Raw genomic sequence first — 24,854 nt, 5'->3', positions numbered from 1 at the left:
CAGGCCCATCCCTGACGGGATGGGCCTGATTTTCCGACAAACAAGAACAACAAATTATTGGTTCTTAAACGTCGGCTGACGTTTTTCCAGGAAGGCTTTCATGCCTTCTGTCTGATCTTCCGTGGCAAAGCAGCTGTAGAACATTGCGCGTTCATATTTGATGCCTTCGGACAGCGTCGATTCATACGCACGATTCACCGAGTCCTTGACCATCGCAACCACAGGCTGCGACATGTCGGCAATCGTGATGGCCGCGGCCAGCGCCTCGTCCATCAGCTTGTCGGCGGCAACGACGCGGGACACCAAGCCTGCGCGCTCGGCTTCCTGCGCATCCATCATGCGGCCGGTCAGGCACAAGTCCATTGCCTTCGCCTTCGAAACAGCACGCGGCAGGCGCTGCGTACCGCCTGCGCCGGGAACGATGCCCAGCTTCACTTCCGGCTGGCCGAACTTGGCGGTATCAGCCGCAATAATGAAATCGCACATCATGGCCAGCTCGCAGCCGCCGCCAAGGGCGTAACCCGCTACTGCGGCAATCACCGGCTTGCGCACGCGGCGAATGGTTTCCCAGTTGCGCGTGATGAACTCGCCCTTGAACACATCCATATAGTTATAGCCGGCCATCACGCTGATGTCGGCGCCGGCGGCGAATGCCTTCTCGCTGCCGGTGATGATGATGCAGCCCAGCGCTTCGTCCGCGTCGAACGCCAGCAGCGCCTCGCCCAACTCGGTCATCAACAGATCGTCCAGGGCATTGAGCGCCTTGGGGCGATTGAGGCGGATCACGCCGACTTTGCCTTGCGTCTCGGTCAAAATGTTTTCGTAGCTCATCTGGTCTCCTCTACATATGGGGATAGCACGGAAGTGAAATATTCTTGCTTCGCTGATTGTACCGCCAATGAAACTTGCGCAAGATCAAAGGGCGGCGAGGAATTTGTTCGCGCGGTCGAGGTCTGAGCCTATACTGAGAGTACCCCCTTCACCACAACAAAGGAGGATCACATGTTCAAGACCATTCTTGTACCAACGGATGGATCGGAGCGCTCGGACAAGGCTATCGCCAACGCCATCGACTACGCGCAGCACTGCAAATCCAGGATCATCGGCATTTCAGTCGCAGAACCCTATCCCTTCTCGCCATTGGCCGAAAGCTCCATGGCGATCGATCCCGGCATCTATGAAGAGAACGTCCGCACTCTCGCCGAACAAAACGTGAAGAAAATCGCCGACGCCGCCCAGGCTGCCGGCGTAGACTGCGAAACGACAACCGTCCTGTCGTTCGCCCCGGACGAAGAAATCGTCAACGCCGCCAAGAAATTCAATTGCGACGTGATTTTCATGGCGTCCCACGGGCGCAGCGGCCTGAGCAGATTGTTTCTCGGAAGCAAGACGCAGAAGGTGCTCGCGCACTCTTCCGTCCCCGTCCTGGTCCTGCGCTGATCGCCCCCCCCCTATCTTCCGCCCATAAGAAAACCCGGCTTGCCTTTATAAGACAAGCCGGGTTTTCTCTATCTTGCGAGCACAACCTCAGGGATTGGGCAGCAACACCCACATCATCCCGCGCTGCTTCATCGCCCCGGCCTTTTCGCCGGCTTCATTGCCAAACCCCCAGAAATAATCCGCCCGCACCGCGCCGCGAATCGCACCGCCCGTATCTTGCGCCAACACCAGGCGCTGCAAAGGCGCATCGCTGTTCGGCTGCGTCGTCGCCAAAAATACCGGCGCGCCCAGCGGAATATACTGGCGGTCAACGGCAATCGAGCGCTGGCCGGTCAGCGGCAAACCCATCGCGCCGTTCGGCCCCTTCGACGGATCCGCAATCTTTTCTTCCTTGAAGAAAATATAGCTGGGATTCACGTTCAACAGTTCGTTCTGGCGTGACGGATTGGCGATCACCCAGGCTTTGATGCCTTGCGCCGACGCCTGCGACAGCGTCATCTCTCCCTTGTCGACGAGATAGCGGCCAATCGACTTGTAGGGATAGCCGTTCTGGTCGGCATAGGCCAGACGCACGGTCTCCTGAGATCCCTCCAGAATCACGCGACCGGAGCCTTGCACCTGCAGGAAAAAAGCCTCCACGGGATCATCCACCCAGACCAGCTCCTTGCCGTTCAAGGCTCCCGACTGCAGCAGCTCGGCGCGCGAGAAATAAGGAACGACCTTGTTGCCGACCACGCGGCCGCGCAGGCGCATGTTTTTCAATTCCGGATAAAGACTCGCCAGATCGATCGTCAGCAAATCATCCGGCGCCTTATATAGAGGCGTCTGATACGGGCCGCCGCGTTTGCGCGATCCCCGCAGCAACGGTTCGTAATAGCCGGTGACCAGACCGGTATCGCTGCCGTCCGGATTGAATACCTTGTAAGGCGTGAAACCGGACTCAAAGAACGCGCGGATGGCGCCTTCGTCGTTGGCATTGACCTGGCGTGCGGTGGTACACGCGTTTTTCCACTCCGGGCGGCGAACCAGCGTCTGGCAGGAAGTCAGGAAAGCCGGCCAGGCTTCGCGCACCTCATCGCGATCCCAGCCCGGCATGGCGTCAAACGTGCTTCTTTGCAGCGTCTGCGCCTGGGTTTCTGGAAGAACCGGCGTTGTCGGCTTGCCGGGAACGGTCGGCTGCGTCACAGGTGGGAGCGGACGCGTCGTCGTGCAAGCGGCCAGACATAAAGCGACGATGACGGCCAATGCGGGTAAACTGGTGCGATTGCTCTTTTGAATAAGTGACATTGAGGAAACGTGAAAATGTGGTGGTTAATACTCGAAGCCGGCGGCGCCTTCTTTATCTTCGTCTTCATCGTCTGGTGGACCATGTTTTCCGGACGCAAGCCGGATCAATCCGTTCAGACAAAAAATCCAGGCGATAAAAAAGACAACAATCAGGCTTGAACGCTTAGTGCAGCGTGCGTGGCAGCGACAGGATAAATTCCGGAACCTTCACGTCGAATTGTTCGCCATCCTCGGCGACGCAAAAATATTCTCCGTGCATCGAACCTTGCGGCGTCTTCAGCGACGTCCCGCTGGTGTACTCGAACTGTTCCCCCGGTTGCAGGAACGGCTGATGCCCAACGACGCCCAGACCGCGCACCTCCTCGGTGTGGTTATTGGCGTCGGTGATGATCCAGTGGCGCGAAATCAGCTGGGCAGGCACCTGTCCGGTATTGACGATCGTGATCGCATAAGCAAACACATAATGTGAACGTGCCGGGTCGGATTGCTCTTCCAGGTACTGCGTCTTGACCGTCACCGTAAACTCATACGTCGCCATGCGGATTTCCTCGATTTTGTAAAAAGCCAAGCCCATTCCACACGAAAACAACCGCAAGTGCAAGGCTTGCAACAAAACCGGGGCACGGCGAACGGGTAAAATAGCGCATCTTTAATCGTACCATCGCCCTACCAGAGCCATATCGCCATGCCTACCTACCGTATCGCCCCCAGTATCCTGTCCGCCGATTTCGCCCGCCTGGGCGAAGAAGTCCGCAATGTCGTCGCTGCCGGCGCCGACATTATCCACTTCGACGTGATGGACAACCATTATGTTCCCAACCTGACGATCGGCCCGCTGGTGTGTGAAGCCATCCGCCCGCACGTGCAGGTGCCGATCGACGTGCACCTGATGGTCAAACCGGTGGATCGCATCATTCCCGACTTCGCCAAGGCCGGCGCCAATATCATCACCTTCCACCCGGAAGGCTCGGAACACATCGACCGCTCGCTGCAACTGATCCGCGACAACGGCTGCAAGGCCGGCCTGGTGTTCAATCCCGGCACGCCGCTGCATTTCCTCGACCACGTGATGGACAAGATCGACATCATTCTGATCATGTCCGTCAATCCGGGCTTCGGCGGCCAGTCTTTCATTCCTGAAGCGCTGAAGAAGATCGCCGCCGTGCGCCGCCGTATCGACGAATCCGGCCGCAACATCATGCTGGAAGTCGACGGCGGCATCAAAATCGACAATATCGCCGCCGCGGCCAAGGCCGGCGCCGACACCTTCGTGGCCGGCTCCGCCATCTTCGGCAAGGCGGATTACAAGGCCGTGATCGACGCCATGCGCGGCGAACTGGCCAAATAATCGAAATAATCGTCCAAAGAAGATCCCATGCTCGACAACATCAAAGCCGCCATCATCGACCTCGACGGCACCATGCTCGACACCGCGCCGGATTTCCACGTCGCGGTCAACCGCATGCGCGCCGACCTGGGCCTGGGGCCGCTGGCGATGCAGACCATCGTCAATTTTGTCGGCAAGGGATCGGAAAACCTGATGCGCCGCGTACTGGCCGTCGATTACGACGAAGACGGTGTGGAACAGCGCTTCGAAGAAGCCCTCGCGTCCTATCAGGAGCATTACCTCGCCATCAACGGCGATTACGCCACGCTCTATCCGAACGTGATCGAAGGCCTGCAGGCGCTCAAGGCCAAGGGCCTGCGCCTGGCCTGCGTGACCAACAAACCGATTGCGTTCGCCCTGCCGCTGATGGACAAAAAAGGCCTGTATCCCTATTTCGACGTGATCTACGGCGGCGATTCCTTGCCGAAAAAGAAACCGGATCCGTTGCCTTTGCTGCAGGTTTGCGCAGATTTCGCCCTGCAACCGGCGCAAGTGGTCGCCATCGGCGATTCGTCCAACGACGCGCAAGCCGCGCGGGCCGCGGGTTGCCGGGTGCTGAACGTGCCCTACGGCTACAATCACGGCGAATCTATACACAACGTCGATTCCGATGGTATAGTTCCAACGCTGCTGGATGCAGCGCACCAAATTTCTTAAGCATTAGCGTAGTCATTATTATCTAAAGACCACTGACAAATGTTTCTCGACAAAAAACTCAACGCCAACAAATCAGCCGCCCCTGAGGCTTGGCTGTGGCGACGCTGGCAATCCTGGGCTAACTAACCCACGTCAGCTGCTGGCCGCTCCCGCTCTTCTTTTCCTCCCGCGACCAGCAAGTTTTTTGCAACACACCCCTGTTTAAAAATACTGCTTACTGTTATTAGGCGCGCGCTTGCCAGGACGCTTCAAGTCGTCCGGCAACCCGCAAGCCGTCTTACAATAGCGGTCCTGGAGAGAAACGATGACCGAACTCGAATTCAAATCGCTGGCCTCGCAAGGCTATAACCGCATTCCCTTGATCGCCGAAGCTTTCGCCGACCTGGAAACCCCGCTGACCCTTTACCTCAAACTGGCGCAAACCCAGCATGCCGGCAAGAACACCTTCCTGCTGGAATCGGTGGTCGGCGGCGAACGTTTCGGTCGCTATTCCTTCATCGGCCTGCCGGCCACGACCAAGCTGCGCAGCTTCGGCAACAAGATCGAAGTCCTGAAGAACGACAAGATCATCGAATCGCTTGAAGGCAACGCGCTCGAGTTCATCGCCGAATTCCAGTCGCGCTACAAGGTTGCTATCCGCCCCGGCATGCCGCGCTTCTGCGGCGGCCTGGCCGGCTACTTCGGCTACGACGCAGTGCGCTACATCGAAAAGCGCCTGGCCGACAGCGCGCCGAAAGACGATCTCGGTCTGCCCGACATCCAGTTGCTGGTCACCGAAGAACTGGCCGTCATCGATAATCTCTCCGGCAAGCTCTACCTCATCGTCTACACCGATCCGTCGCAACCGGAAGCCTTCAGCAAGGGCCGCCAACGCCTCAGGGACTTGCGCGCCATGCTGCGCCGCGCGGCCGATGCGCCGGTCACCAGCGGTTCGGTGCGTACCGAAACCGTCCGCGAATTCCCCAAGGACGAGTATCTGAAGGCCGTCGCCAAAGCCAAGGAATACGTCATGGCCGGCGACCTGATGCAAGTGCAGATCGGCCAGCGCCTGAAGAAATCCTATGTCGACTCGCCGCTGATGCTGTACCGCGCGCTGCGTTCGCTGAACCCGTCGCCGTACATGTACTTCTACAACTTCGGCGACATGCAGATCGTCGGCGCCTCGCCGGAAATCCTCGTCCGCAACGAAACCATCGGCCAGACTTCCGACGGCGAAGCGCAAAAGAAGATCACCATCCGTCCGCTGGCCGGCACCCGCCCACGCGGTTCGACCCCGGAACGCGACGCCCAGCTGGCAACCGAGCTGCTGGCCGATCCGAAAGAAATCGCCGAACACGTCATGCTGATCGACCTGGCGCGCAACGACATCGGCCGCATCGCCACCACCGGCAGCGTCAAGGTCACCGACCAGATGGTCATCGAAAAATATTCCCACGTGCAGCACATCGTCTCCAACGTCGAAGGCTTGCTCAAACCCGGCCTGTCGAATCTGGACGTATTGAAAGCCACCTTCCCTGCCGGCACGCTGTCGGGTGCGCCGAAAGTACGCGCGATGGAAATCATCGACGAACTCGAACCGACCAAGCGCGGCATCTACGGCGGCGCCTGCGGTTACCTGTCGTTCGGCGGCGAGATGGATGTCGCGATCGCGATCCGCACCGGCGTCATCAAGGACGGCACGCTGTACGTGCAGGCAGCGGCCGGCATCGTCGCCGACTCGGTGCCGGAAATGGAATGGGAAGAAACCGAAAACAAGGCGCGGGCTGTGCTGCGCGCTGCCGAACAAGTGCAAGACGGACTGGATGGAGAAATCTAAATGCTGCTGATGATCGACAACTACGATTCCTTCACCTACAACATCGTCCAGTATTTCGGCGAGCTCGGCGAAGAAGTGCTGACCATCCGCAATGATGAGATCACGCTAGCCGAAATCGAAAAACTCAATCCCGAACGCATCTGCCTGTCGCCCGGTCCCTGCAGCCCGAAGGAAGCCGGCATCTGCATCGACCTGCTCAAGCATTTCTCCGGCAAGCTGCCCATCCTCGGCGTCTGCCTCGGCCATCAGGCCATCGGCGAAGCCTTCGGCGGCAATGTCGTGCGCGCCAAGCAAGTCATGCATGGCAAGACATCGAAGATCGCCCACACCGGCGTCGGCGTTTTCAAGGACATCCCGAGCCCTTACACCGTGATCCGCTATCACTCGCTGGCCATCGAGCGCGCGTCGCTGCCCGATTGCCTCGAAGTCACCGCATGGACCGACGATGGTGAAATCATGGGCGTGCGCCACAAGGAATTCGATTTGCAGGGTGTGCAGTTCCACCCCGAATCGATCCTCTCCGAACACGGCCACGCCTTGCTGAAGAACTTCCTGACCGGCACCGCGCGCTCTTGAGCGCGGCCGGTCACATCACACCATTCGAGAAAAAGATCATGTCCATCACGCCACAAGAAGCCTTACTGCGCTGCATCGAGCACCGCGAAATTTTCCACGATGAAATGCTGACGCTGTTCCGCCAGATCATGAGCGGCGAAATGTCGCCCGTAATGATCGCCGCGCTCACCATGGGCCTGCGCGTCAAGAAAGAAAGCATCGGCGAAATCGCCGCCGCCGCGCAAGTCATGCGCGAGTTCGCCACCAAGGTGCCGATGGCCGACACCAGCAAGCTGCTCGACATCGTCGGCACCGGCGGCGACGGCGCGCACACCTTCAACATTTCCACCGCATCGATGTTCGTCGCCGCAGCAGCCGGCGCGCGCGTCGCCAAGCACGGCGGACGCAGCGTATCGTCGTCGTCGGGCAGCGCCGACGTGCTCGAAGCCCTCGGCGCCGACATCAACCTGCAGCCGGAACAAGTCGCGCAATCGATCGCCCAGACCGGCATCGGCTTCATGTTCGCCCCGAACCACCACGCGGCAATGAAACACGCCGCGCCGGTGCGCAAGGAACTCGGCGTACGCACCATCTTCAACATCCTCGGACCGCTGACCAACCCCGCCGGCGCGCCGAACATCCTGATGGGCGTGTTCCATCCGGATCTGGTCGGCATCCAGGTGCGCGTGCTGCAACGCCTGGGCGCGCAACACGCGATCGTGGTCTGGGGCCGCGACAACCTCGATGAAGTCACGCTGGGCGGCGCCACCATGATCGGCGAACTGGTCAACGGTGAAATCCGCGAATATGAAATCCATCCGGAAGACTTCGGCATGAGCATGTTCGCCAGCCGCAACCTGCAGGTCGCCAACGCCGCCGAGTCGAAGGAAAAAATCTTCGAAGCGCTCAAGGGCGTGCCGGGTCCGGTGCACGACATCGTCGCCATCAATGCCGGCACGGCGCTGTATGCAGCAGGCATCGCGACGTCGATCGAAGACGGTTTGAGCAAGGCGCGCGCAACCATCGCCTCCGGCGCGGCGCTGGCCAAGGTCGAGCAATTTGTAAACGTGACGCGGCAACTGGGCGGCAAGCATTAATCCCTTATCGACGGAAAGGCGCACACCATGATTCCCCTGAACGACCTGATGATTTTTGCGCTGGCGGCATTGGTGCTGGTGCTCACGCCCGGCCCCAACATGATGTATTGCGTGTCCCGCTCGATTTGCCAAGGGCGCGCAGCGGGCATGATTTCCCTGCTCGGCGTGGCGACCGGTTTCATCGTGCACATGCTGGCGGCCGCATTCGGCCTGACGGCGTTGTTCCTCGCCGTACCGCTAGCCTACGACCTGATCAAGTATCTCGGTGCGGCCTATCTGCTGTGGATGGCGTGGAATGCGCTCAGGCCGGGCGGCGCGTCGCCGTTCCAGACGCAGAACCTGCCGCACGACAGCAATGCGACCTTGTTCCGCATGGGCTTCCTGACCAATCTGCTCAATCCCAAGGCGGCGATGTTTTACATGTCCTTCCTGCCGCAGTTCATTCATGCCGAACATGGTCACGTCATGCTGCAAAGCCTGACGCTGGGCGTGACGCAGATCGCCGTCAGCTTCACCGTCAACGGCATGCTGATCCTGACCGCCAGCGCCATTGCCAGTTTTTTCTCGAATAATCCCGGCTGGATGCGGGCGCAGCGCTATGTCATGGGACTGACATTGGGCGCATTGGCGTTTCGTCTTGCACTCGATCAACGCAAATAAGCAGCAACCAAGGAATCTTCATGTCAGACATTCTCGATAAAATCCTCGACGTCAAAGCCGAGGAAGTCAAAGCAGCAAAGAAGCACCGCGATCTCGCCAGCCTGCGTCGCGACGTTGAATCCGACACCGAGGCGCGTGCACAATTGCGCGGCTTCGAAGCCGGCGTGCGCGGCAAGATCGCCGCAGGCAATGCCGGCATCATCGCCGAAGTCAAAAAGGCTTCGCCCTCCAAAGGCGTGATCCGTCCCGATTTCAAGCCGGCTGAAATCGCCGTCAGCTACGCCACCCATGGTGCGGCATGCCTGTCGGTGCTGACCGACGTGCAATTCTTCCAGGGTGCGCCGGAATACCTCAAACAGGCGCGCGCCGCCTGCACGCTGCCGGTGCTGCGCAAAGACTTCATGATGGATCTGTATCAAGTCTACGAAGCGCGCTCCTGGGGCGCCGACGCCATCCTGCTGATTGTCGCCGCACTCGACCACGGCCTGATGGCCGAACTCGAAGCCTGTGCGCACGAACTCGGCATGAGCGTATTGGTGGAAGTCCATGACGGCGCCGAGCTCGACGCCGCGCTGAAACTCAAGACCGCGCTGCTGGGCATCAACAACCGCAACCTGCGCACCTTCGAAACCACGCTGGACACGACGCTGAACCTGCTGCCGCGCATTCCGCCGGAAAAACTGGTCGTGACCGAATCGGCCATCGCCACGCCGGACGACGTCAAGCGCATGCGCGACGCCAACGTCAACGCCTTCCTGGTCGGCGAAGCCTTCATGCGCGCGCCGGAACCGGGTGTCGAGCTGGCGCGCCTGTTTGCCTGATCGTCAGTTCCACACCAACACACCCAAAATAGAAACGCCGTCGTCCTGACGAAAGTCAGGACCCAGTGACTTCTGTTGTGAGCACATGAGTTTGATATGTGCAAATAACGACACTGGGTCCCAGCTTTCTCTGGGACGACGGCTTTTTTGCGATCAAAACAGAGGCAGTATCAAGCAGAGAAGCCGCCGTCGATCATCAGGCTGGCGCCGGTGATGTAGCCCGCCTCCGGACCGGCCAGATACGCCACGAAACTGGCGATTTCTTCAGCCTTGCCATAACGCGGCAAGGCCATCAGGCCCTTCAGTGTTTCAGCGAAATCGCTGTCGGCCGGATTCATGTCGGTGTCGACCGGGCCAGGCTGCACGTTGTTGACGGTGATGCCGCGTGGACCGAGGTCGCGCGACAAGCCCTTGGTCAGGCCGACGATGGCCGACTTGCTCATGGCGTACACCGCGCCGCCGGCAAACGGCATGCGGTCGGCGTTGGTGCTGCCGATGGTGATGATGCGGCCGCCCTCACCCATGAAGCGCACTGCCTCTTGCGTCGCCACGAATACACTGCGCACGTTGACAGCGAGCGTGCGATCCAGGTCTTCCAGCTTGAACTCTTCGACCGAACCCAAGGCCAGTACACCGGCGTTGTTGACCAGAATGTCGAGACGACCGAAGGTTTCGGCGGCGATGCGAATAGCTTGTTGCAGTGCTGCGGTGTCCGAGCTGTCGGCCTGGATCGCCAGTGCGCGGCCGCCCTTGGCTTCGACTTTGCTGACCAGCGCCTGCGCTTTGTCGGGCGAGCTGACGTAGGTGAAAGCGACGATGGCGCCTTCCTGCACCAGACGCTCCACGATGGCGGCGCCGATGCCGCGCGAACCGCCTTGCACGAAGGCAACTTTATCTTTCAGGGTCAGATTGGTGTTGATGTTTGCAGTCATGATATTGCTCCTTGTTGGGTAAGAAAGAATGAACGTATGGCCTGCGGTTTCCTTGGGTTGGACTCGAATTCCGTTTGGCTTGGAATGAAGTATGGGATAAGGATTATGTTTAAACTAGATAGCAATCACTATCTTCTTTTTAAACATTATGTTTAAAATAGACCTATGGAATCCCTGACCAGCATCGAGTGTTTTGTCGCCTCCGCCGAGGCCGGCAGCTTCTCCGCAGCCGCGCGGCGGCTCGGTCTGACCTCTGCCGCCGTCGGCAAGAACGTCGCCCGGTTGGAGTCCAGTCTGGGCGTGCGGCTGTTCCAGCGCAGCACGCGCAGCCTGCGCCTGACCGAAGCCGGCGAACGCTTCCTGCAAGAAGTCAGCGGCGGCCTGTCCAGCATCCAGAGCGCGGTCGCCAATCTGGCCAGCGCAGGCGGCCAGCCGGCAGGCGTATTGAAGGTCAGCATGGGAACGGGTTTCGGGCGCGAATACATCGTGCCGCTGCTGGGAGGATTTCTGGAACGCTATCCGGCCATCTCGCCGGACTGGCATTTCGACAATCGCCCTGTGGATCTGATCACGGAAGGCTTTGACGCCGCCATCGGCGGCGGCATCGAACTGCCGCCCGGCATTGTCGCGCGCGAGCTGGCGCCGGCGCATCGGGTGCTGCTGGCCTCCCCGGCGTATCTGGCGCAACGCCCACCGATCCGTACTCCCGACGACCTGGAACGGCACGACGGCATCCTGATCCGCTCGCCGCAAACCGGTCGCATCCGCGCCTGGACCTTGCGCAACCGCGACGGCGCGCAGTCGTTGATCAATCTGAAGGTGAAGATGACGATGAGCGATCCGAATGCCGCATGCGAAATCGCGCAGATGGGGCTGGGCATCACGCTGACGGCGATGCCGCATGCGGTGGTGTATCTGAAGAGCGGCGCACTGGTGCGCGTGCTGCCGGATTGGCATGTCGACGGCGGCATGCTCGCGCTGTATTTCGCCGCGGCGCGGCTGCTGCCGGCCAAGACGCGCGTGTTCGTCGACTATGTGGTGGAACACTTCCGCCGCGAAGAACTGGCGCGGCGCTTTTCAGCCATCGATATGCCTTAGCGGCCTTTGGCGTTGCCGCGTGCGCCGCCGCCGAGATTGTTGCCGGCATCTTTCGCAAGCGTCCGGTAGCCGAGCGCCGAGCACAGCGTCAACACACCCGCCATCGCAAACGCCCAGTGGAAATCGGTCACCGAGAAATGCGCCACGCTGCCGCCGCCGGCGAGATCGGCGCCACCGTTGAAGTAAGACGCGATGCGCAACGCCAGCGCACCGAACGCAATCCCCATGCCAATGGTCATCTGCTGCGCCACGCTCCATAACGTGGAAGCAGCGCTCTTTTGCGCTTCCGTCACATCCGCATACGCCAGCGTCGCCAGGGTCGAAAACTGCATCGAGCGCGACAAGCCGTAGACGAAAATCGTCAGCACCACCACCGGCAGCGGCGTCGTTGCCGTAAGCAGGCCGCAGGCCAGCACGAACACGCCGGCAATCGTCGCATTGGTCAGCGACACACGGCGAAAGCCGAAGCGCTGCAACACCTGCGTGGTAAACATCTTCATGCCCAGATTGCCCAGCGCACTCGCCAACAACAGCAAACCCGAATGGAAGGCCGACAGGCCGAAGCCGATCTGGAACAGCAACGGCAACAGGTAAGGCACGGCCTCGATGCCGATGCGCGTGAAGGAGCCGGCGACGATGGTGACGTTGAAGGTCGGCACCCTGAGCGTCGAGTAATCGAGCAGCGGATGCGCGCTGCGCATGCCGTGGCGATACGAAAACACACCCAGCACGATGCCCGCAAGGATGAACAGAATCGCGACGGCCAGGTTGGTTTCGGCATGACTGGCCAGCTCGGTGCCGTACAGCAGAGAGGTCAGGGCCGTGCCGCTCAGGAAGAAACCGACCATGTCCAGCGGACGGCGCTGCGTGCTGCGTTCATTGGGAACGATCGTCGCCACCGCGATCAGCGCGGCGATGCCGAACGGCACGTTGATCAGGAAGATCCAGTGCCAGGAAAAATACGTCGTAATGAATCCGCCGAGCGAAGGCCCCACCACCGGCGCCACAATCGCCGGCCAGGTGATCGTCGAAATCGCCTTCATCAGCTTGTCCTTGCCGGTGTTGCGCACCACGATCAGACGACCGACCGGCACCATCAACGCACCGCCCATGCCCTGCAAGATACGTGCAGCCGTGAACTCGAACACGCTGCCGGAAATCCCGCACAAGACCGACGCCAGCGTAAAGATCACGATCGCCGAACCGAACACCGTGCGCGAACCGAGACGGTCGGCCACCCAACCGCTGATCGGGATGAACACCGCCAGCGTCAGCATGTAGGCGGTCATGCCGAGGCTCAGCTCATTCGGCCCCACCTTGAACGCCTGCGCCATCTGCGGCAAGGCCGTCGCGATGATGGTGGTGTCGAGGTATTCCATGAAAAACGTCGCGGCCACGATGAAAGGCAACCAATGCGTGCGCGATGAGTTCTGTCCGGCTGTCATCCCTGTCCCGTATTTGTCTCTGCTTGTTTTTCTCTTGATTCAACGTCCGGCCGCATGATGTCGATGTCCTTGCATGAACGCGGCAGTCTCTTTTTGCGTCATCAGAAGCGGAGGAAATGCAACAGCAGTTGCACGACAATAATTCCGCCGATCAGCCCACCACCAAAATACACGATCACGCCCAACAACATGTTAGTGCGGCGCTGCTCGCTCACCAGCTTCCTGAGCAACTCCGCGTTTTGCGACTGCTGGTTGTTTTCCGTCGCCATCGTCAACGCCTGATGCGCCAGCCGCGGCAATTGCGGCAGCAGGCGGCTGTAGCGCGGCACTTCGATTTTCAGCTGTTGCACAAAGCCGCGCCAGCCGACTTGTTCGTTCATCCAGCGTTCCAGGTAAGGCTTGGCGGTTTTCCAGAGATCGAGGTCCGGGTCGAGCTGGCGGCCGAGGCCTTCGACATTGAGCAAGGTCTTTTGCAGCAGCACCAGTTGCGGCTGCACTTCGACGTTGAAACGGCGCGAGGTCTGGAACAGGCGCAACAACACCTGGCCGAACGAAATGTCTTTCAACGGGCGATCGAAGATCGGTTCGCAGCAGGCGCGCACGGCGGCTTCGAGTTCATCGACGCGCGTTTCTTTCGGCGCCCAGCCTGATTCGATATGCGCTTCGGCCACGCGTTTGTAGTCGCGCCGGAAGAACGCCAGGAAATTCTGCGACAGGTAATCCTTGTCGAAATCGGTCAGCGTGCCGACGATGCCGAAGTCCAGTGCAATATAGCGACCGAACGTCGCCGGCGCCGTCGACACCAGGATATTTCCCGGATGCATGTCGGCGTGGAAGAAACCGTCGCGGAACACCTGCGTGAAGAAAATCTCGACGCCGTCGCGCGACAATTTCTCCAGATCGACGCCCTCTTCCAACAAGCGCGCCGTCTGCCCGATCGGGATGCCGTGCATGCGCTCCATGACGATCACGGACGAGGAACAATAGTCCCAATACATCTCCGGCACCATCAGCAAATCGGAATTGGCGAAGTTGCGGCGCAGCTGGCTGGCATTGGCCGCTTCACGCATCAGGTCCAGTTCGTCGTGCAGGTATTTGTCGAACTCGGCGACGACCTCTTTGGCCTTGAGGCGGCGACCGTCGGCCCACAGGCGCTCGACCCAGTCGGCGGCGATGTGCATCAGGCCGATGTCGTGGTCGATGGTGGTGCGCATGCCCGGGCGCAGTACCTTGACGGCGACGTCGGTGCCATCCTTCAAGGTCGCGAAATGCACCTGGGCGATCGACGCCGACGCGATGGGCGTGCGGTCGAAGCTGGCGAACAAGGTGTCGGGATGGGCGCCCAGCGATTTTTGAATCTGTGCAATCGCCAGGTCGGAATCGAACGGCGGCACGCGGTCCTGCAGGCGCGTCAGTTCGTCGGCGATATCCAGCGGCAGCAAGTCGCGACGCGTCGACAGCACCTGGCCGAACTTGACGAAGATCGGGCCAAGGTCTTCCAGCGCGCGGCGCAGACGCTCGCCGCGCGGCGTCGAAATATCGCGCCAAAAGAAAATCGCATTCAGAAAACGGGTGATGCGCGGCGTGTCGAAACCGGAGATCGCGATTTCATCGAGGCCATAACGTATCGCGACGCGAACGATCTTGAACAGACGCAGGGAACGCAGCAGCATCAGCGACGCTCCAGCTTCTCTATCCGTTTGGACAGGCGTTCGAGGTCGTCGCGCAGTTTGACGACGTCGCCGGAAAAATCGGTCATGACGTGAGGACGTATCAGCATCGGCTGTTCTTCCAGGAAGTATTCGGCGACATTTTCGGCGAGTTGTTTTTGTGTGGTTTGTGCGGCGGAGATCATCGACTTCGTACCGGAAACGATGCGCGTGGCGGCGATGTCGCCGACTACCTTGCTGAGGTCTTCTTCGGCGTCCCAACGCAGCGACTGGCTCAACTGGGAAATGGCGTTGGCGAAATCGGCGTCGCCTTCGATCTTCACATAAGAAACGGCGCGCTCGCGGTTGGCGAGGATCAGGGGAATATCGGACAATTTCACATGGATCGTCACGGCCGGCACGGCATTTTCGCCAGCCTCCTTGAGAAAACCGTCGCCGGTCACGGTCAGCATCAGTTGCGCCAGGCCGGCGTCGATGCAGGCGGTCTTGTCGCGATGGGCAAGCAGCCGGGCTTGCGCCCACGGTTCCTGGGCAAGCAAATGGTTGATGACGGCAGCGACGGGGCGCATGAAATGAGGGAGCATGGGAATGTCGGCATCAAAAAAGAAAACCGCCCGAGAGGAGTCGGGCGGTTTCAAGTTTAACAGTTCTTGGCGCTGCCAAGTGACTCCGGGCTCTGCATGGGAAGAGCCGGCGCCCGGCTACACCTGCTGGATCCCTGCCAGCACCCAGCCGCCACCGCCGTTGACCGGCTTGGACAGATTCCAGATTTCGGCAAACGGCTCGGCCGACGCATCGGGCGCTTCCTTGATCAGGCCGGTGAACTTGATGGTCGCCAGGTAATCGTGTTCCAGCGTTTCAATGCCGAGCAGCTCGCCGTCGATCTGCACCACGTCGGTGTTGTTCGGCGCGGCGCCACGCTCCTGTAATTGCAGGCGCAGCTCGCCGAACATTTCCGGCGTGGTGAATTCGCGGATGTCGTTGATGTCGGCCTTGTCCCATGCCGCTTGCAGGCGGATGAAGTAGCTTTTGCCGTTGCGGATGAAACCGGCGACGTCGAAATCGGCCGGGATACCCCATGGGATGATCGGTGCGTTGGCCGCAGCGGCAGGCGTCGCGCCGAACTCGTTCGATTGCAACGCTGCCGGCGCCTGTATGCCGACCGGTTCGATGCGCGAACCGATTTCCGGCGTGTAGACGGTCGGCTCGGCAGCATTGGCATAGGCCGGCTGCGGATTGAAGCCGCCGCCGTTGTTGCCGACACCAGATGCATTGCCGCTCTTGCGGCTGAACATGCGGAACAGGAACATCGCCACGAAGGCCAGCAAGGCGACCATCAAAATGGTGCTGATCATGCTCGCCATCGCGCCACCCATGCCGAAATGCGACAGCAGCGCGCCCAGGCCGAGACCCAGCAAAGCGCCGCCGAGGATGCCCTTCCACGGGCTGGCCGGTTTGGGCGGGACCGTTTGCGGTGCAGCCGCAGGTGCTGCCGGTTTGGCCGGCGCGACATTGGAAGGCGATTGCGCAGGGCTTGTCGGCGCCTGGCGCGAATAGTTCGAGGATTGCTTGCCGAAAGAGCTGCCGCCACCGAGGCGTTTGGCTTCGGCGCCGGACATCGCGACCGTCATGGTCGTCAGGGCCAGCATCAGGATGACGAATAATTTTTTCACACAAGCTCCTACACAAATTTGTTCAGGCTAGAGTTTGATGCCGGTATGCAATGCCGCCACGCCGGCTGTCAGGTTGTAGTACTGCACGCGCTCCAGGCCGACGTCTTCCATCATCTTTTTCAGGGTTTCCTGATCGGGATGCATGCGAATCGATTCAGCCAGGTAACGATAGCTTTCGGCGTCGTTGGCGACTTTCTTGCCCAGCCATGGCAGCACCGAGAAGGAATACACGTCGTAAGGCTTCTTCAGCGGCTCCCAGACTTTGGAGAATTCCAGCACCAGCAGCTTGCCGCCCGGTTTGAGCACCCGGCGCATTTCCGCCAGCGCCGCATCCTTGTGGGTCATGTTGCGCAGGCCGAAAGCCACCGAAACGCGGTCGAAATAGTTGTCCGGAAACGGCAATTTCTCCGCATCGCACAGCAAGGTGGGGGTCGGAATGCCCTTATTCAATAGACGATCGCGGCCCACGCGCAGCATCGATTCGTTGATGTCGGTCAGCCAGACTTCGCCGGTCGGCCCCGCCTGCCTGGCGAACGCCTTGGACAGGTCGCCGGTGCCGCCGGCGATGTCGAGCACCTTGAAGCCCGGACGGATACCCGCCTGGGCGATGGTGAAGGCCTTCCACACGCGATGCAGGCCGGCCGACATGAAGTCGTTCATGATGTCGTACTTGGCGGCGACGGAATGGAAGACTTCCGCAACTTTATGTACTTTGTCTTCTTCTGCGACGGTTTCGTAACCGAAGTGAGTGGTGTTGGTCATGAGGCAAGCTGTTATGAGTAATACGACATTATATAAGTCAACGCAAGAGGCAACGTAAAGCAGTCCGAGGCAAGCCCGCCGCCGGCGACATCATCACTTACGCACGCGCGCCATGGCGAGCGCGTCGACGTACTCGCCGGCGCGGAAAGCAAACGCCTTGTGCTCGCCTTCCGTTTCAAAACCAAACGTGCGGTACAGCGCGATGGCCGGCGCATTGTCGCTGAACACCGTCAATTCCAGACGCCGGATGTCGAGCCAGTTGTCGGCGGCATCTATCAGCTCTTTCATCAAAGCCGAGCCGACGCCCTTGCCGCAGTGCGCATCGTGCACGCCCATCCCGATGGAAGCCGCATGGCTGCGCCGCCCCGCATAACGGGTGAGACTGCCCTGGGCGATGACCGTTCCCGCTTCCACCGCCACCAGATGCAAACCGCCGACGGACGGTGCTTCCAGCCACTTGCGCACGGTCTCGAAGGTCTGATGCGGCAAACGCAAGGTGCCGTGGCGAAAGCCCGGCAGATTGATCAATTTGGTGAGACCGTCAATATCGCCGGGATGTGCGGCGCGAACGAGGAATCCGGGAGAATCAGTGCTTGTGTCCGCAGGCATGGCCATTTCCCTTGTCGCTCAGGACGACGGCGCCAGTATCCCTGCCGCTGTCGCGGGTGAAGCCGGCGGCTTCCAGTTTTTGCAGATAGGTTTCCCACATTGCATCCTGGTCGCGGCCGAGTTGATAAAGGTATTCCCAGGTAAAAATCCCGCTGGAATGTTCGTCGGAAAAAATCGGCTTGATACCGTAGTTGCCGACCGGCTCGACGCCGACGATGCCGACGTCGCGCTTGCCGGTTTGCAGCGTTTCCTGGCCGGGACCGTGGCCGCGCACTTCGGCGGAGGGAGAATACACGCGCAGCAATTCGAAGGGAATCGAAAACATCGCGCCGTCATCGAAGGCGACTTCCATCACGCGCGATTGCGTGCGGACTTTGAAGGATACGGGTGTGGGACCAGAACTCATTGCTTGCGCTTTCTATTCTGTGAAACGAAGGCCGGCTGTCCGGCTTTCATTCTTTGCGGATCAGCCGCCGGCCTTCATGAAGATCGTCAGGTCAGGATAGCGTCGCCAGATGACGCTCGATGGCGGCGCGCAGTTGCGGCAATTTCGCGCGACGTTGTTCCAGCGTCGCAGCCTGGGTTTCGCGCCTGACCTCGGCCCAGACCGGACTGGGAAAATGTGCATCGTCGGCATAACGCGGAATCACATGCCAGTGCACGTGCGGCGTCATGTTGCCAAGGCTGGCGACGTTGATTTTTTCCGGCTGCATGACTTCGCGCACGGCGGCTTCGACCGCCCACACCGCATGCATGACGGCGTTGCGGTCAGCCGGCGACAGGTCGGTCATTTCCTTGACGTGACCGTTCCAGATCACGCGGCAGAAGCCGGGATAAGCCGCTTCGTCAACCAGCACGACGCGATAGCCGTCGTTTCTGAACACCAGTTGGCCGCCGTCGCCGTCGCACAGATCGCAAACGTTGGCCATGCTTACACCAGCACGCGTTCGATGCCGCCGTTGTTGGCGCGCGCCACGTAGTCGGGCAACCAGTTTTCACCAAGCAGATGCTTGGCCATTTCGACCACGATGTAGTCGGCGGTGGTGCCGGAATCTTCGTTGTAGCGCGACAAGCCCTGGAAGCACGACGGGCACGACGTGAGGATCTTGACGTCGCCGTCGAAACCGTCCGCGCGCACCTTGTCGGCGCCCTTGCGCATTTCTTCTTCCTTGCGGAAGCGCACCTGGGTCGAGACATCCGGACGGCTGACGCCGAAGGTGCCCGATTCGCCGCAGCAACGATCGTTCTTCTCGATCTTTTGCGCGTCGACGGTGGTGATCAGCGCGTTGACGGTCTTCAGCGGATCCTGCAGTTTCATCGGGCTGTGGCAAGGATCGTGGTACATGTAGCGGGTACCGGTCACGCCTTCCAGGCGCACGCCCTTCTCCAGCAGGTATTCGTGGATGTCGATGATGCGGCAACCCGGGAATATCTTCTCGAATTCATAGCCTTGCAACTGGTCGTAGCAAGTGCCGCACGACACCACGACGGTCTTGATGTCGAGGTAGTTCAGCGTATTGGCCATGCGATGGAACAGCACGCGGTTGTCGGTGATGATCTTCTCGGCCTTGTCGTAATCGCCGCTGCCGCGTTGCGGATAGCCGCAGCACAGGTAGCCCGGCGGCAAGACGGTCTGCACGCCGACGTTCCACAGCATCGCCTGCGTGGCGAGACCGACTTGCGAAAACAGGCGCTCCGAGCCGCAACCCGGGAAGTAGAACACGGCTTCGGTATCGGCCGTGGTCGTCTTCGGATCGCGGATGATCGGCACGATCTTGTCGTCTTCGATATCCAGCAAGGCGCGCGCCGTCTTCTTCGGCAGATTGCCCGGCATCTTCTTGTTGATGAAGTGGATCACCTGCTCCTTGATCGGCGCCTTGCCGACCGTGGCCGCTGGTTTCTGCGTCTGCTTCTTCGCAAATTTCTTGAGGATGTCATTGCCCAGGCGCTGGGCCTTGAAGCCCCAGTCGGTCATCACTTTGCGCGTGGCGTTGATGGTCGCCGGATCGGTGGCATTGAGGAAGAACATCGCCGCCGTGGTGCCGGGGTTGAACGACTTCTTGCCCATCTTGCGCAACAGGTTGCGCATGTTCATCGAGACGTCGCCGAAGTCGATGTCGACCGGGCAAGGCGTCACGCATTTGTGGCAGACGGTGCAGTGATCTGCGACGTCTTCGAACTCTTCCCAATGCTTGATCGAGATGCCGCGACGGGTCTGCTCTTCATACAGGAAGGCTTCGACCAGCAGCGAGGTCGCCAGGATCTTGTTGCGCGGCGAATACAGCAGGTTCGCACGCGGCACGTGGGTGGCGCACACCGGCTTGCACTTGCCGCAGCGCAGGCAGTCCTTGACGCTGTTGGCGATGGCGCCGATATCGCTTTGCTGCATGATCAGCGATTCGTGGCCCATCAGTCCGAAGGAAGGGGTATAGGCATTGGACAGGTCGGCTTCAAAACCAGGCAGGTTCAGCAGCTTGCCCTTGTTGAAACGGCCTTCCGGATCGATGCGCAATTTGTATTCGCGGAATTCGCCGATTTCTTCTTCGGTCAGGAATTCCAGCTTGGTGATGCCGATGCCATGCTCGCCGGAAATCACGCCGTCCAGCGAACGCGCCAGCGTCATGATGCGCGCCACGGCTTCGTGGGCGTCCTGCAGCATCTGGTAGTGATCGGAGTTGACCGGCAAGTTGGTGTGCACGTTGCCGTCGCCGGCGTGCATGTGCAGCGCGACGAACACACGGCCGCGCAGCACGCGCTTGTGAATGGCGTTGCACTCGTCCAGGATCAGCTTGAACGCGGCGCCGCTGAAAATCTGGCGCAATTGCGCGCGCACTTCCTGCTTCCAGGTCACCCGCACGGTGCGGTCTTGCACGACATGGAAGACGTTGGCTTCAGGTTGTTCGATCAGACGGTGGTCGAATACCGGCAGCAGTTTGTCCAGGCCCAGCTCCGCCATCTCGTCTTTGGCCGCGCGCAGCGGCTTGTCGAGATTGGCCAGCAGATAAGTCCAGCGCGCCTGCGTCTGCGCGATCAGTGCTTCGGCCTGATGCACGCGGTCTTCCAGCATTTCCGCCGCCGGAATGTCTTCGCCTTCACCGTCGTCGCTCTTGCCCAATGGCAGATTGCCCTTGATGAAGAAGGCGTTGAGTTCGTCCAGGAATTGCAGCTTGTTCTTGATCGACAGTTCGATGTTGATGCGCTCGATGCCGTCGGTGTATTCGCCCATGCGGTTGAGCGGGATCACCACGTCTTCGTTGATCTTGAAGGCGTTGGTGTGCTTCGCAATCGCGGCGGTGCGCGAGCGGTCGAGCCAGAATTTTTTGCGCGCTTCCGGGCTGATCGCGACGAAGCCTTCGCCGACGCGATTGTTGGCCATGCGGATCACTTCCGACGCCGCTTGCGCCACGGCGTTTTCATCGTCGCCGACGATGTCGCCGATCAGCACCATCTTCGGCAGCACGCCGCGCTTGGATTTGGTGGCGTAGCCGACCGCGCGCAGATAGCGTTCGTCCAGATGCTCCAGGCCGGCCAGAATCGCGCCGCCTTTTTTGGTTTCGGCGTCGAGGTAATTCTTGATTTCGACGATCGACGGGATCGCATCGCGCGCCTGGCCGAAGAATTCGAGACAGACGGTGCGCGTCTGCTTCGGCATCTTGTGCAGGATCCAGCGTGCCGAGGTGATCAGGCCGTCGCAACCTTCCTTCTGGATGCCGGGCAAACCGGACAGGAATTTGTCGGTGACGTCCTTGCCCAGGCCTTCCTTGCGAAATTTGCGGCCGGCGATTTCGAGGATCTCGGTTTTGAAGACTTCGGTCTTCTGGCCTTTTTCGCCGGGATGCGACCACTCTAGTTTGAAGCGCGCGAGTTCGACGTCGTGGATCTTGCCCAGGTTGTGGTCCAGGCGCGTGACTTCGAGCCAGTCGCCTTGCGGATCGACCATGCGCCAGCTGGCCAGGTTGTCGAGCGCGGTGCCCCACAATACGGCCTTCTTGCCGCCGGCGTTCATGGCGACGTTGCCGCCGATGCACGAGGCTTCCGCCGAAGTCGGGTCGACCGCGAAGACGAAGCCGGCTTTTTCAGCCGCATCGGACACGCGCTTGGTGACCACGCCGGCGCCCGAGTAAATCGTGGCGTACGGCTTGTCCAGGCCGGGCAGCACTTCCATCTCGACGGCGCCGAGTTGCTCCAGCTTTTCGGTATTGATGACGGCCGACATGGGCGTCAGCGGAATCGCGCCGCCGGTATAACCGGTGCCGCCGCCGCGCGGGATGATGGTCAGGCCGAGTTCGATACAGGCTTTGACCAGGCCGGCCATCTCGTCTTCGCTGTCGGGCGTGAGCACGACGAACGGATACTCGACGCGCCAGTCGGTGGCGTCGGTCACGTGCGAGACGCGCGACAGGCCGTCGAACTTGATGTTGTCCTTGGCGGTGTAGCGGCCCAGAACCTTGTTGGCGCGCTTGCGCAGGTCGTAGGTGCGCTTGAATTCTTCGGAGAACGCGGCAACCGCCTTCTTTGCGGCATGCACCAGCGATTCGACACTGACGCTGCGGCGCGCGGCATCAGCGTCGCCTGCTTCGCTCTGGTTGATATCGATGCGGCGCTTGTCAACTTCTCCCAGACGATGATTGAGCGCGTCGATCAACGCGGCGCGGCGTTTGGGATTGTCGAGCAGGTCGTCTTGCAAATAAGGATTGCGGCGCACCACCCAGATGTCGCCCAGCACTTCGTACAACATGCGCGCAGATCGGCCGGTCTGACGCTTGGCGCGCAGCTCGTCGAGCAAACGCCATGCATCCTCGCCCAACAGGCGAATGACGATTTCGCGGTCGGAAAACGAGGTGTAGTTGTAGGGAATTTCGCGCAAGCGCGTCGGAGTGGCGCCTTGCGGCGCATCTGTGAGCAAAGCCTGGATTTTTGCGGGGGCGTTCATTAATTTGGGAAAAAATCTGCTGCCGGATGTGCATTTTATCTTATTGCCGCTACTCGCGAGGGAATGCCCTTACTTTTGGCAGAACAATGAGGAATGCTTCTTATTTAAGACAAATCGCGGTTTTTGCCCGAATTTCCGCATTGCAATATAAAAATTCCTATTGAATTAATAAATACAATAAATTTTTTAAATTCAATTGTTTAAATTTATTATTGGCCTATCGAAATTTCACCTCAGGCCCCGCGGAGAATGCTATGTTGCAATCACTGATTACCGAATTCCTGGAAAATCTAGCCATCACCCTCGCCGAATACGCCGAGTGCAAAGCTTAGGACAGCCATCCGCCAATCCACAAACGAGGATGACTGCCATGATACGAGCACAATTGCGCAATCCACTTTCATACCGTTCCACACCGACATCCGCCGAACGCAACGCACCTCGCTTTCGCTTGCGACTGCGTCAGATCGCCATGCTGGTGGTTGGACTGATTTTTGTCCTGGTCAAATCCTATGAAGGCTTGCACGCCTTCTTTGCCTCTCATCCTCAAGTCTGGATGGCGCTCATCGGTTCGTCCGCTGCAGCCGGTCTGACGGCCATTGGCGCCTTGGGAGTATTGTTCACGCGCCGCATTTCAGAACGCACGCAAGACGTCATGCTCGGCTATGGCGGCGGCATCATGCTGGCCGCGAGCGTGTTTTCGCTGATCATCCCGGCGATGAATCAGGCGCAGGCGCTGAGCTACGGCAAGACCGCCGCGGTGCTGTTGACGGCAACCGGCATCATGCTGGGCGGCTTGTTCGTGCTGCTGATCAATCATCTGGTCCCGCACCAGCATTTCATTGCGCCCAATCCGCAGATTCAGTCGGCGCGCACCAGCCGCATCTGGATGTTCGTGATGGCGGTCACCATCCACAATTTCCCTGAAGGCCTGGCTATCGGTGTGGGTTTCGGCGGCGATGAAATGGGCAAGGCCATTGCGCTGGCGACCGGCATCGGGATTCAGGACATCCCGGAAGGACTGGTCGTGGCGCTGGCCTTGCGCACGCTGGGCTACTCGCCGTGGAAGTCGGCCGGCGCCGGCATCCTGTCGGGCCTGGTGGAACCCATCGGCGGCGTGCTCGGTGCGCTGGCCACGGGCGTATCGGCAACGGCCTTGCCCTGGGCATTGGCGGGAGCCGGCGGCGCCATGCTGTTCGTGATCAGTCACGAAGTCATTCCGGAATCGCATCGCCAAGGGCACGAAACCCAGGCCACGCTGGGCTTGCTGGCCGGCTTCGTGACGATGATGCTGCTCGATACCCTTTTGGGATAAAACTCAAGCCAGCCAGTCGGCCACCGCGCGCCAGAAACCGTCGGGCACGTTCAGCAGCAGCCAGGTCATGAGGATGTAGCGCAAGAATTTGCCGACCGCCATGTAAAACACCGACGGCCAGAATGGCAGCTTGAGCCAACCGGCCAACGTGCAAATCGGATCGCCGATGCCCGGCAGCCAGCCCAGCAGCATGGTCTTGGCGCCAAACCGCTCCAGCCAGTGAAACCAGCGGCTGGTGCGCTCTTTGGCAAAAGTCTGCTTGGCGCCATATCCCATCCAGTAATCCACCACGCCGCCCAGCGTATTGCCCACGGTCGCCACCAGAATCACCGGCCAGAACATCTCCGGATTGGCCTTGATGACCGCAAAGACCGCCGGCTCGGATCCCATCGGCAGCAGTGTTGCTGAAACGAAACTAATGATGAAAACGGAAGTCAGGCCGACCGTCGGAACGGCAAGGGTTTTCAATAACCAGAGAATGGCGCTTTCAATCATGCAGGATGGGAAGTAGTTATAAAGGGCGAAGCGAGTAGGAGGGCCTGGACGGCAATTGGTTTCAGGGGCTGCTTTCCGGTCTTTTCGGCACGGCGGATACGTCGCATGCATGCGTCAATATAAGTCCGCGCGGCGGCTCCATTATAATGATCAGTTCGCCGCGGCCTTGTCTTTTCCCATTTTGCGCATGAGAGTGGGGAAA

The 24,854-nt window shown here is 60.0% G+C and carries 25 protein-coding genes; 11 read left to right on the top strand and 14 right to left on the bottom strand.

Annotated elements, in window-relative coordinates:
* Nucleotides 1–54: 54 nt before the first annotated feature.
* Nucleotides 55–831 (bottom strand): enoyl-CoA hydratase, encoded by a 777-nt coding sequence (locus PMI16_RS14650; protein WP_007880807.1) that lies wholly within the window; start codon nucleotides 829–831, stop codon nucleotides 55–57.
* A 171-nt stretch (nucleotides 832–1,002) separates the two neighbouring features.
* On the opposite strand from PMI16_RS14650, the gene PMI16_RS14645 reads away from it, so the two are divergent.
* Nucleotides 1,003–1,440 (top strand): universal stress protein, encoded by a 438-nt coding sequence (locus PMI16_RS14645; protein WP_007880806.1) that lies wholly within the window; start codon nucleotides 1,003–1,005, stop codon nucleotides 1,438–1,440.
* An 87-nt stretch (nucleotides 1,441–1,527) separates the two neighbouring features.
* On the opposite strand, the gene mltA is transcribed toward PMI16_RS14645, so the two are convergent.
* A complete protein-coding gene (mltA, locus tag PMI16_RS14640) occupies nucleotides 1,528–2,727 on the bottom strand; it encodes a murein transglycosylase A (RefSeq protein WP_007880805.1) in 1,200 nt (399 codons plus the stop codon).
* 9 nt (nucleotides 2,728–2,736) lie between these two features.
* On the opposite strand from mltA, the gene PMI16_RS25940 reads away from it, so the two are divergent.
* Nucleotides 2,737–2,886: a hypothetical protein gene (locus PMI16_RS25940; RefSeq protein ID WP_157212649.1), complete on the top strand. Its 150-nt coding sequence runs from the start codon at nucleotides 2,737–2,739 to the stop codon at nucleotides 2,884–2,886.
* Nucleotides 2,887–2,890: 4 nt separating this feature from the next.
* On the opposite strand, the gene apaG is transcribed toward PMI16_RS25940, so the two are convergent.
* Nucleotides 2,891–3,265 (bottom strand): Co2+/Mg2+ efflux protein ApaG, encoded by a 375-nt coding sequence (gene apaG, locus PMI16_RS14635; RefSeq protein WP_007880788.1) that lies wholly within the window; start codon nucleotides 3,263–3,265, stop codon nucleotides 2,891–2,893.
* Nucleotides 3,266–3,412: 147 nt separating this feature from the next.
* On the opposite strand from apaG, the gene rpe reads away from it, so the two are divergent.
* From rpe to trpC, 7 genes are all read left to right on the top strand, one after another.
* The gene (gene rpe, locus PMI16_RS14630; RefSeq protein WP_007880787.1) at nucleotides 3,413–4,075 is read left to right on the top strand and encodes a ribulose-phosphate 3-epimerase; all 663 of its coding nucleotides are present in this window, start codon (nucleotides 3,413–3,415) and stop codon (nucleotides 4,073–4,075) included.
* Nucleotides 4,076–4,102: 27 nt separating this feature from the next.
* Nucleotides 4,103–4,771, top strand: coding sequence for a phosphoglycolate phosphatase (locus PMI16_RS14625; RefSeq protein ID WP_007880786.1), 669 nt, complete (start codon nucleotides 4,103–4,105; stop codon nucleotides 4,769–4,771).
* Between the two features lie 304 nt (nucleotides 4,772–5,075).
* Nucleotides 5,076–6,587 carry an anthranilate synthase component I gene (trpE, locus tag PMI16_RS14620; RefSeq protein ID WP_007880785.1) on the top strand — a complete coding sequence of 504 codons (1,512 nt, stop codon included), beginning with the start codon at nucleotides 5,076–5,078 and terminating at the stop codon, nucleotides 6,585–6,587.
* Nucleotides 6,588–7,163, top strand: a complete 576-nt coding sequence (locus PMI16_RS14615; protein ID WP_007880783.1) for an anthranilate synthase component II — start codon at nucleotides 6,588–6,590, stop codon at nucleotides 7,161–7,163.
* A gap of 38 nt (nucleotides 7,164–7,201) precedes the next feature.
* Nucleotides 7,202–8,239, top strand: coding sequence for an anthranilate phosphoribosyltransferase (gene trpD / locus PMI16_RS14610; RefSeq protein WP_007880782.1), 1,038 nt, complete (start codon nucleotides 7,202–7,204; stop codon nucleotides 8,237–8,239).
* 27 nt (nucleotides 8,240–8,266) lie between these two features.
* Nucleotides 8,267–8,899, top strand: coding sequence for a LysE family translocator (locus PMI16_RS14605; protein WP_007880781.1), 633 nt, complete (start codon nucleotides 8,267–8,269; stop codon nucleotides 8,897–8,899).
* Nucleotides 8,900–8,919: 20 nt separating this feature from the next.
* Entirely contained in the window at nucleotides 8,920–9,720 is an 801-nt protein-coding gene (gene trpC, locus PMI16_RS14600) for an indole-3-glycerol phosphate synthase TrpC (RefSeq protein ID WP_007880780.1), read from the top strand.
* Between the two features lie 170 nt (nucleotides 9,721–9,890).
* Here trpC and PMI16_RS14595 read toward each other — a convergent pair whose 3' ends face one another.
* The gene (locus PMI16_RS14595) at nucleotides 9,891–10,652 is read right to left on the bottom strand and encodes a 3-oxoacyl-ACP reductase family protein (protein WP_007880778.1); all 762 of its coding nucleotides are present in this window, start codon (nucleotides 10,650–10,652) and stop codon (nucleotides 9,891–9,893) included.
* A 165-nt stretch (nucleotides 10,653–10,817) separates the two neighbouring features.
* Here PMI16_RS14595 and PMI16_RS14590 point away from each other — a divergent pair, with 165 nt between their 5' ends.
* Nucleotides 10,818–11,750: a LysR family transcriptional regulator gene (locus PMI16_RS14590; RefSeq protein WP_007880776.1), complete on the top strand. Its 933-nt coding sequence runs from the start codon at nucleotides 10,818–10,820 to the stop codon at nucleotides 11,748–11,750.
* On the opposite strand, the gene PMI16_RS14585 is transcribed toward PMI16_RS14590, so the two are convergent.
* From PMI16_RS14585 to PMI16_RS14545, 9 genes are all read right to left on the bottom strand, one after another.
* Entirely contained in the window at nucleotides 11,747–13,195 is a 1,449-nt protein-coding gene (locus PMI16_RS14585) for an MFS transporter (RefSeq protein ID WP_007880774.1), read from the bottom strand. The genes PMI16_RS14590 and PMI16_RS14585 overlap by 4 nt on opposite strands.
* 101 nt (nucleotides 13,196–13,296) lie before the next feature.
* On the bottom strand, nucleotides 13,297–14,868 hold the full coding sequence (gene ubiB, locus PMI16_RS14580) for a ubiquinone biosynthesis regulatory protein kinase UbiB (RefSeq protein ID WP_007880772.1): 1,572 nt from the start codon (nucleotides 14,866–14,868) through the stop codon (nucleotides 13,297–13,299).
* The gene (locus PMI16_RS14575) at nucleotides 14,868–15,434 is read right to left on the bottom strand and encodes a ubiquinone biosynthesis accessory factor UbiJ (protein WP_007880771.1); all 567 of its coding nucleotides are present in this window, start codon (nucleotides 15,432–15,434) and stop codon (nucleotides 14,868–14,870) included. Before PMI16_RS14575 ends, ubiB begins: the two co-directional genes overlap by 1 nt.
* A gap of 132 nt (nucleotides 15,435–15,566) precedes the next feature.
* Nucleotides 15,567–16,538: a Tim44 domain-containing protein gene (locus tag PMI16_RS14570; RefSeq protein WP_007880770.1), complete on the bottom strand. Its 972-nt coding sequence runs from the start codon at nucleotides 16,536–16,538 to the stop codon at nucleotides 15,567–15,569.
* Between the two features lie 27 nt (nucleotides 16,539–16,565).
* Nucleotides 16,566–17,300, bottom strand: a complete 735-nt coding sequence (gene ubiE, locus PMI16_RS14565) for a bifunctional demethylmenaquinone methyltransferase/2-methoxy-6-polyprenyl-1,4-benzoquinol methylase UbiE (protein ID WP_007880768.1) — start codon at nucleotides 17,298–17,300, stop codon at nucleotides 16,566–16,568.
* 93 nt (nucleotides 17,301–17,393) lie between these two features.
* Nucleotides 17,394–17,909, bottom strand: a complete 516-nt coding sequence (locus PMI16_RS14560; RefSeq protein ID WP_007880766.1) for a GNAT family N-acetyltransferase — start codon at nucleotides 17,907–17,909, stop codon at nucleotides 17,394–17,396.
* Nucleotides 17,887–18,315 carry a gamma-butyrobetaine hydroxylase-like domain-containing protein gene (locus PMI16_RS14555; protein ID WP_007880764.1) on the bottom strand — a complete coding sequence of 143 codons (429 nt, stop codon included), beginning with the start codon at nucleotides 18,313–18,315 and terminating at the stop codon, nucleotides 17,887–17,889. Before PMI16_RS14555 ends, PMI16_RS14560 begins: the two co-directional genes overlap by 23 nt.
* Nucleotides 18,316–18,406: 91 nt before the next feature.
* Nucleotides 18,407–18,838, bottom strand: a complete 432-nt coding sequence (locus PMI16_RS14550) for an HIT family protein (protein WP_007880761.1) — start codon at nucleotides 18,836–18,838, stop codon at nucleotides 18,407–18,409.
* 2 nt (nucleotides 18,839–18,840) lie between these two features.
* On the bottom strand, nucleotides 18,841–22,842 hold the full coding sequence (locus tag PMI16_RS14545) for a DUF3683 domain-containing protein (protein WP_007880760.1): 4,002 nt from the start codon (nucleotides 22,840–22,842) through the stop codon (nucleotides 18,841–18,843).
* Between the two features lie 370 nt (nucleotides 22,843–23,212).
* Between PMI16_RS14545 and PMI16_RS14540 the strand changes: the two genes are divergently transcribed.
* Complete coding sequence (locus tag PMI16_RS14540) at nucleotides 23,213–24,157, top strand: ZIP family metal transporter (protein WP_007880759.1); 945 nt, start codon at nucleotides 23,213–23,215, stop codon at nucleotides 24,155–24,157.
* A 3-nt stretch (nucleotides 24,158–24,160) separates the two neighbouring features.
* Here PMI16_RS14540 and PMI16_RS14535 read toward each other — a convergent pair whose 3' ends face one another.
* Complete coding sequence (locus PMI16_RS14535) at nucleotides 24,161–24,652, bottom strand: YqaA family protein (protein ID WP_007880757.1); 492 nt, start codon at nucleotides 24,650–24,652, stop codon at nucleotides 24,161–24,163.
* Nucleotides 24,653–24,854 lie beyond the last annotated feature (202 nt).

The organism is Herbaspirillum sp. CF444 (assembly GCF_000282135.1).
Classification (GTDB): domain Bacteria; phylum Pseudomonadota; class Gammaproteobacteria; order Burkholderiales; family Burkholderiaceae_D; genus Herbaspirillum.
Note: the sequence above shows the minus strand (reverse complement) of the source record. Positions and strands in the feature narration are given on the sequence as shown.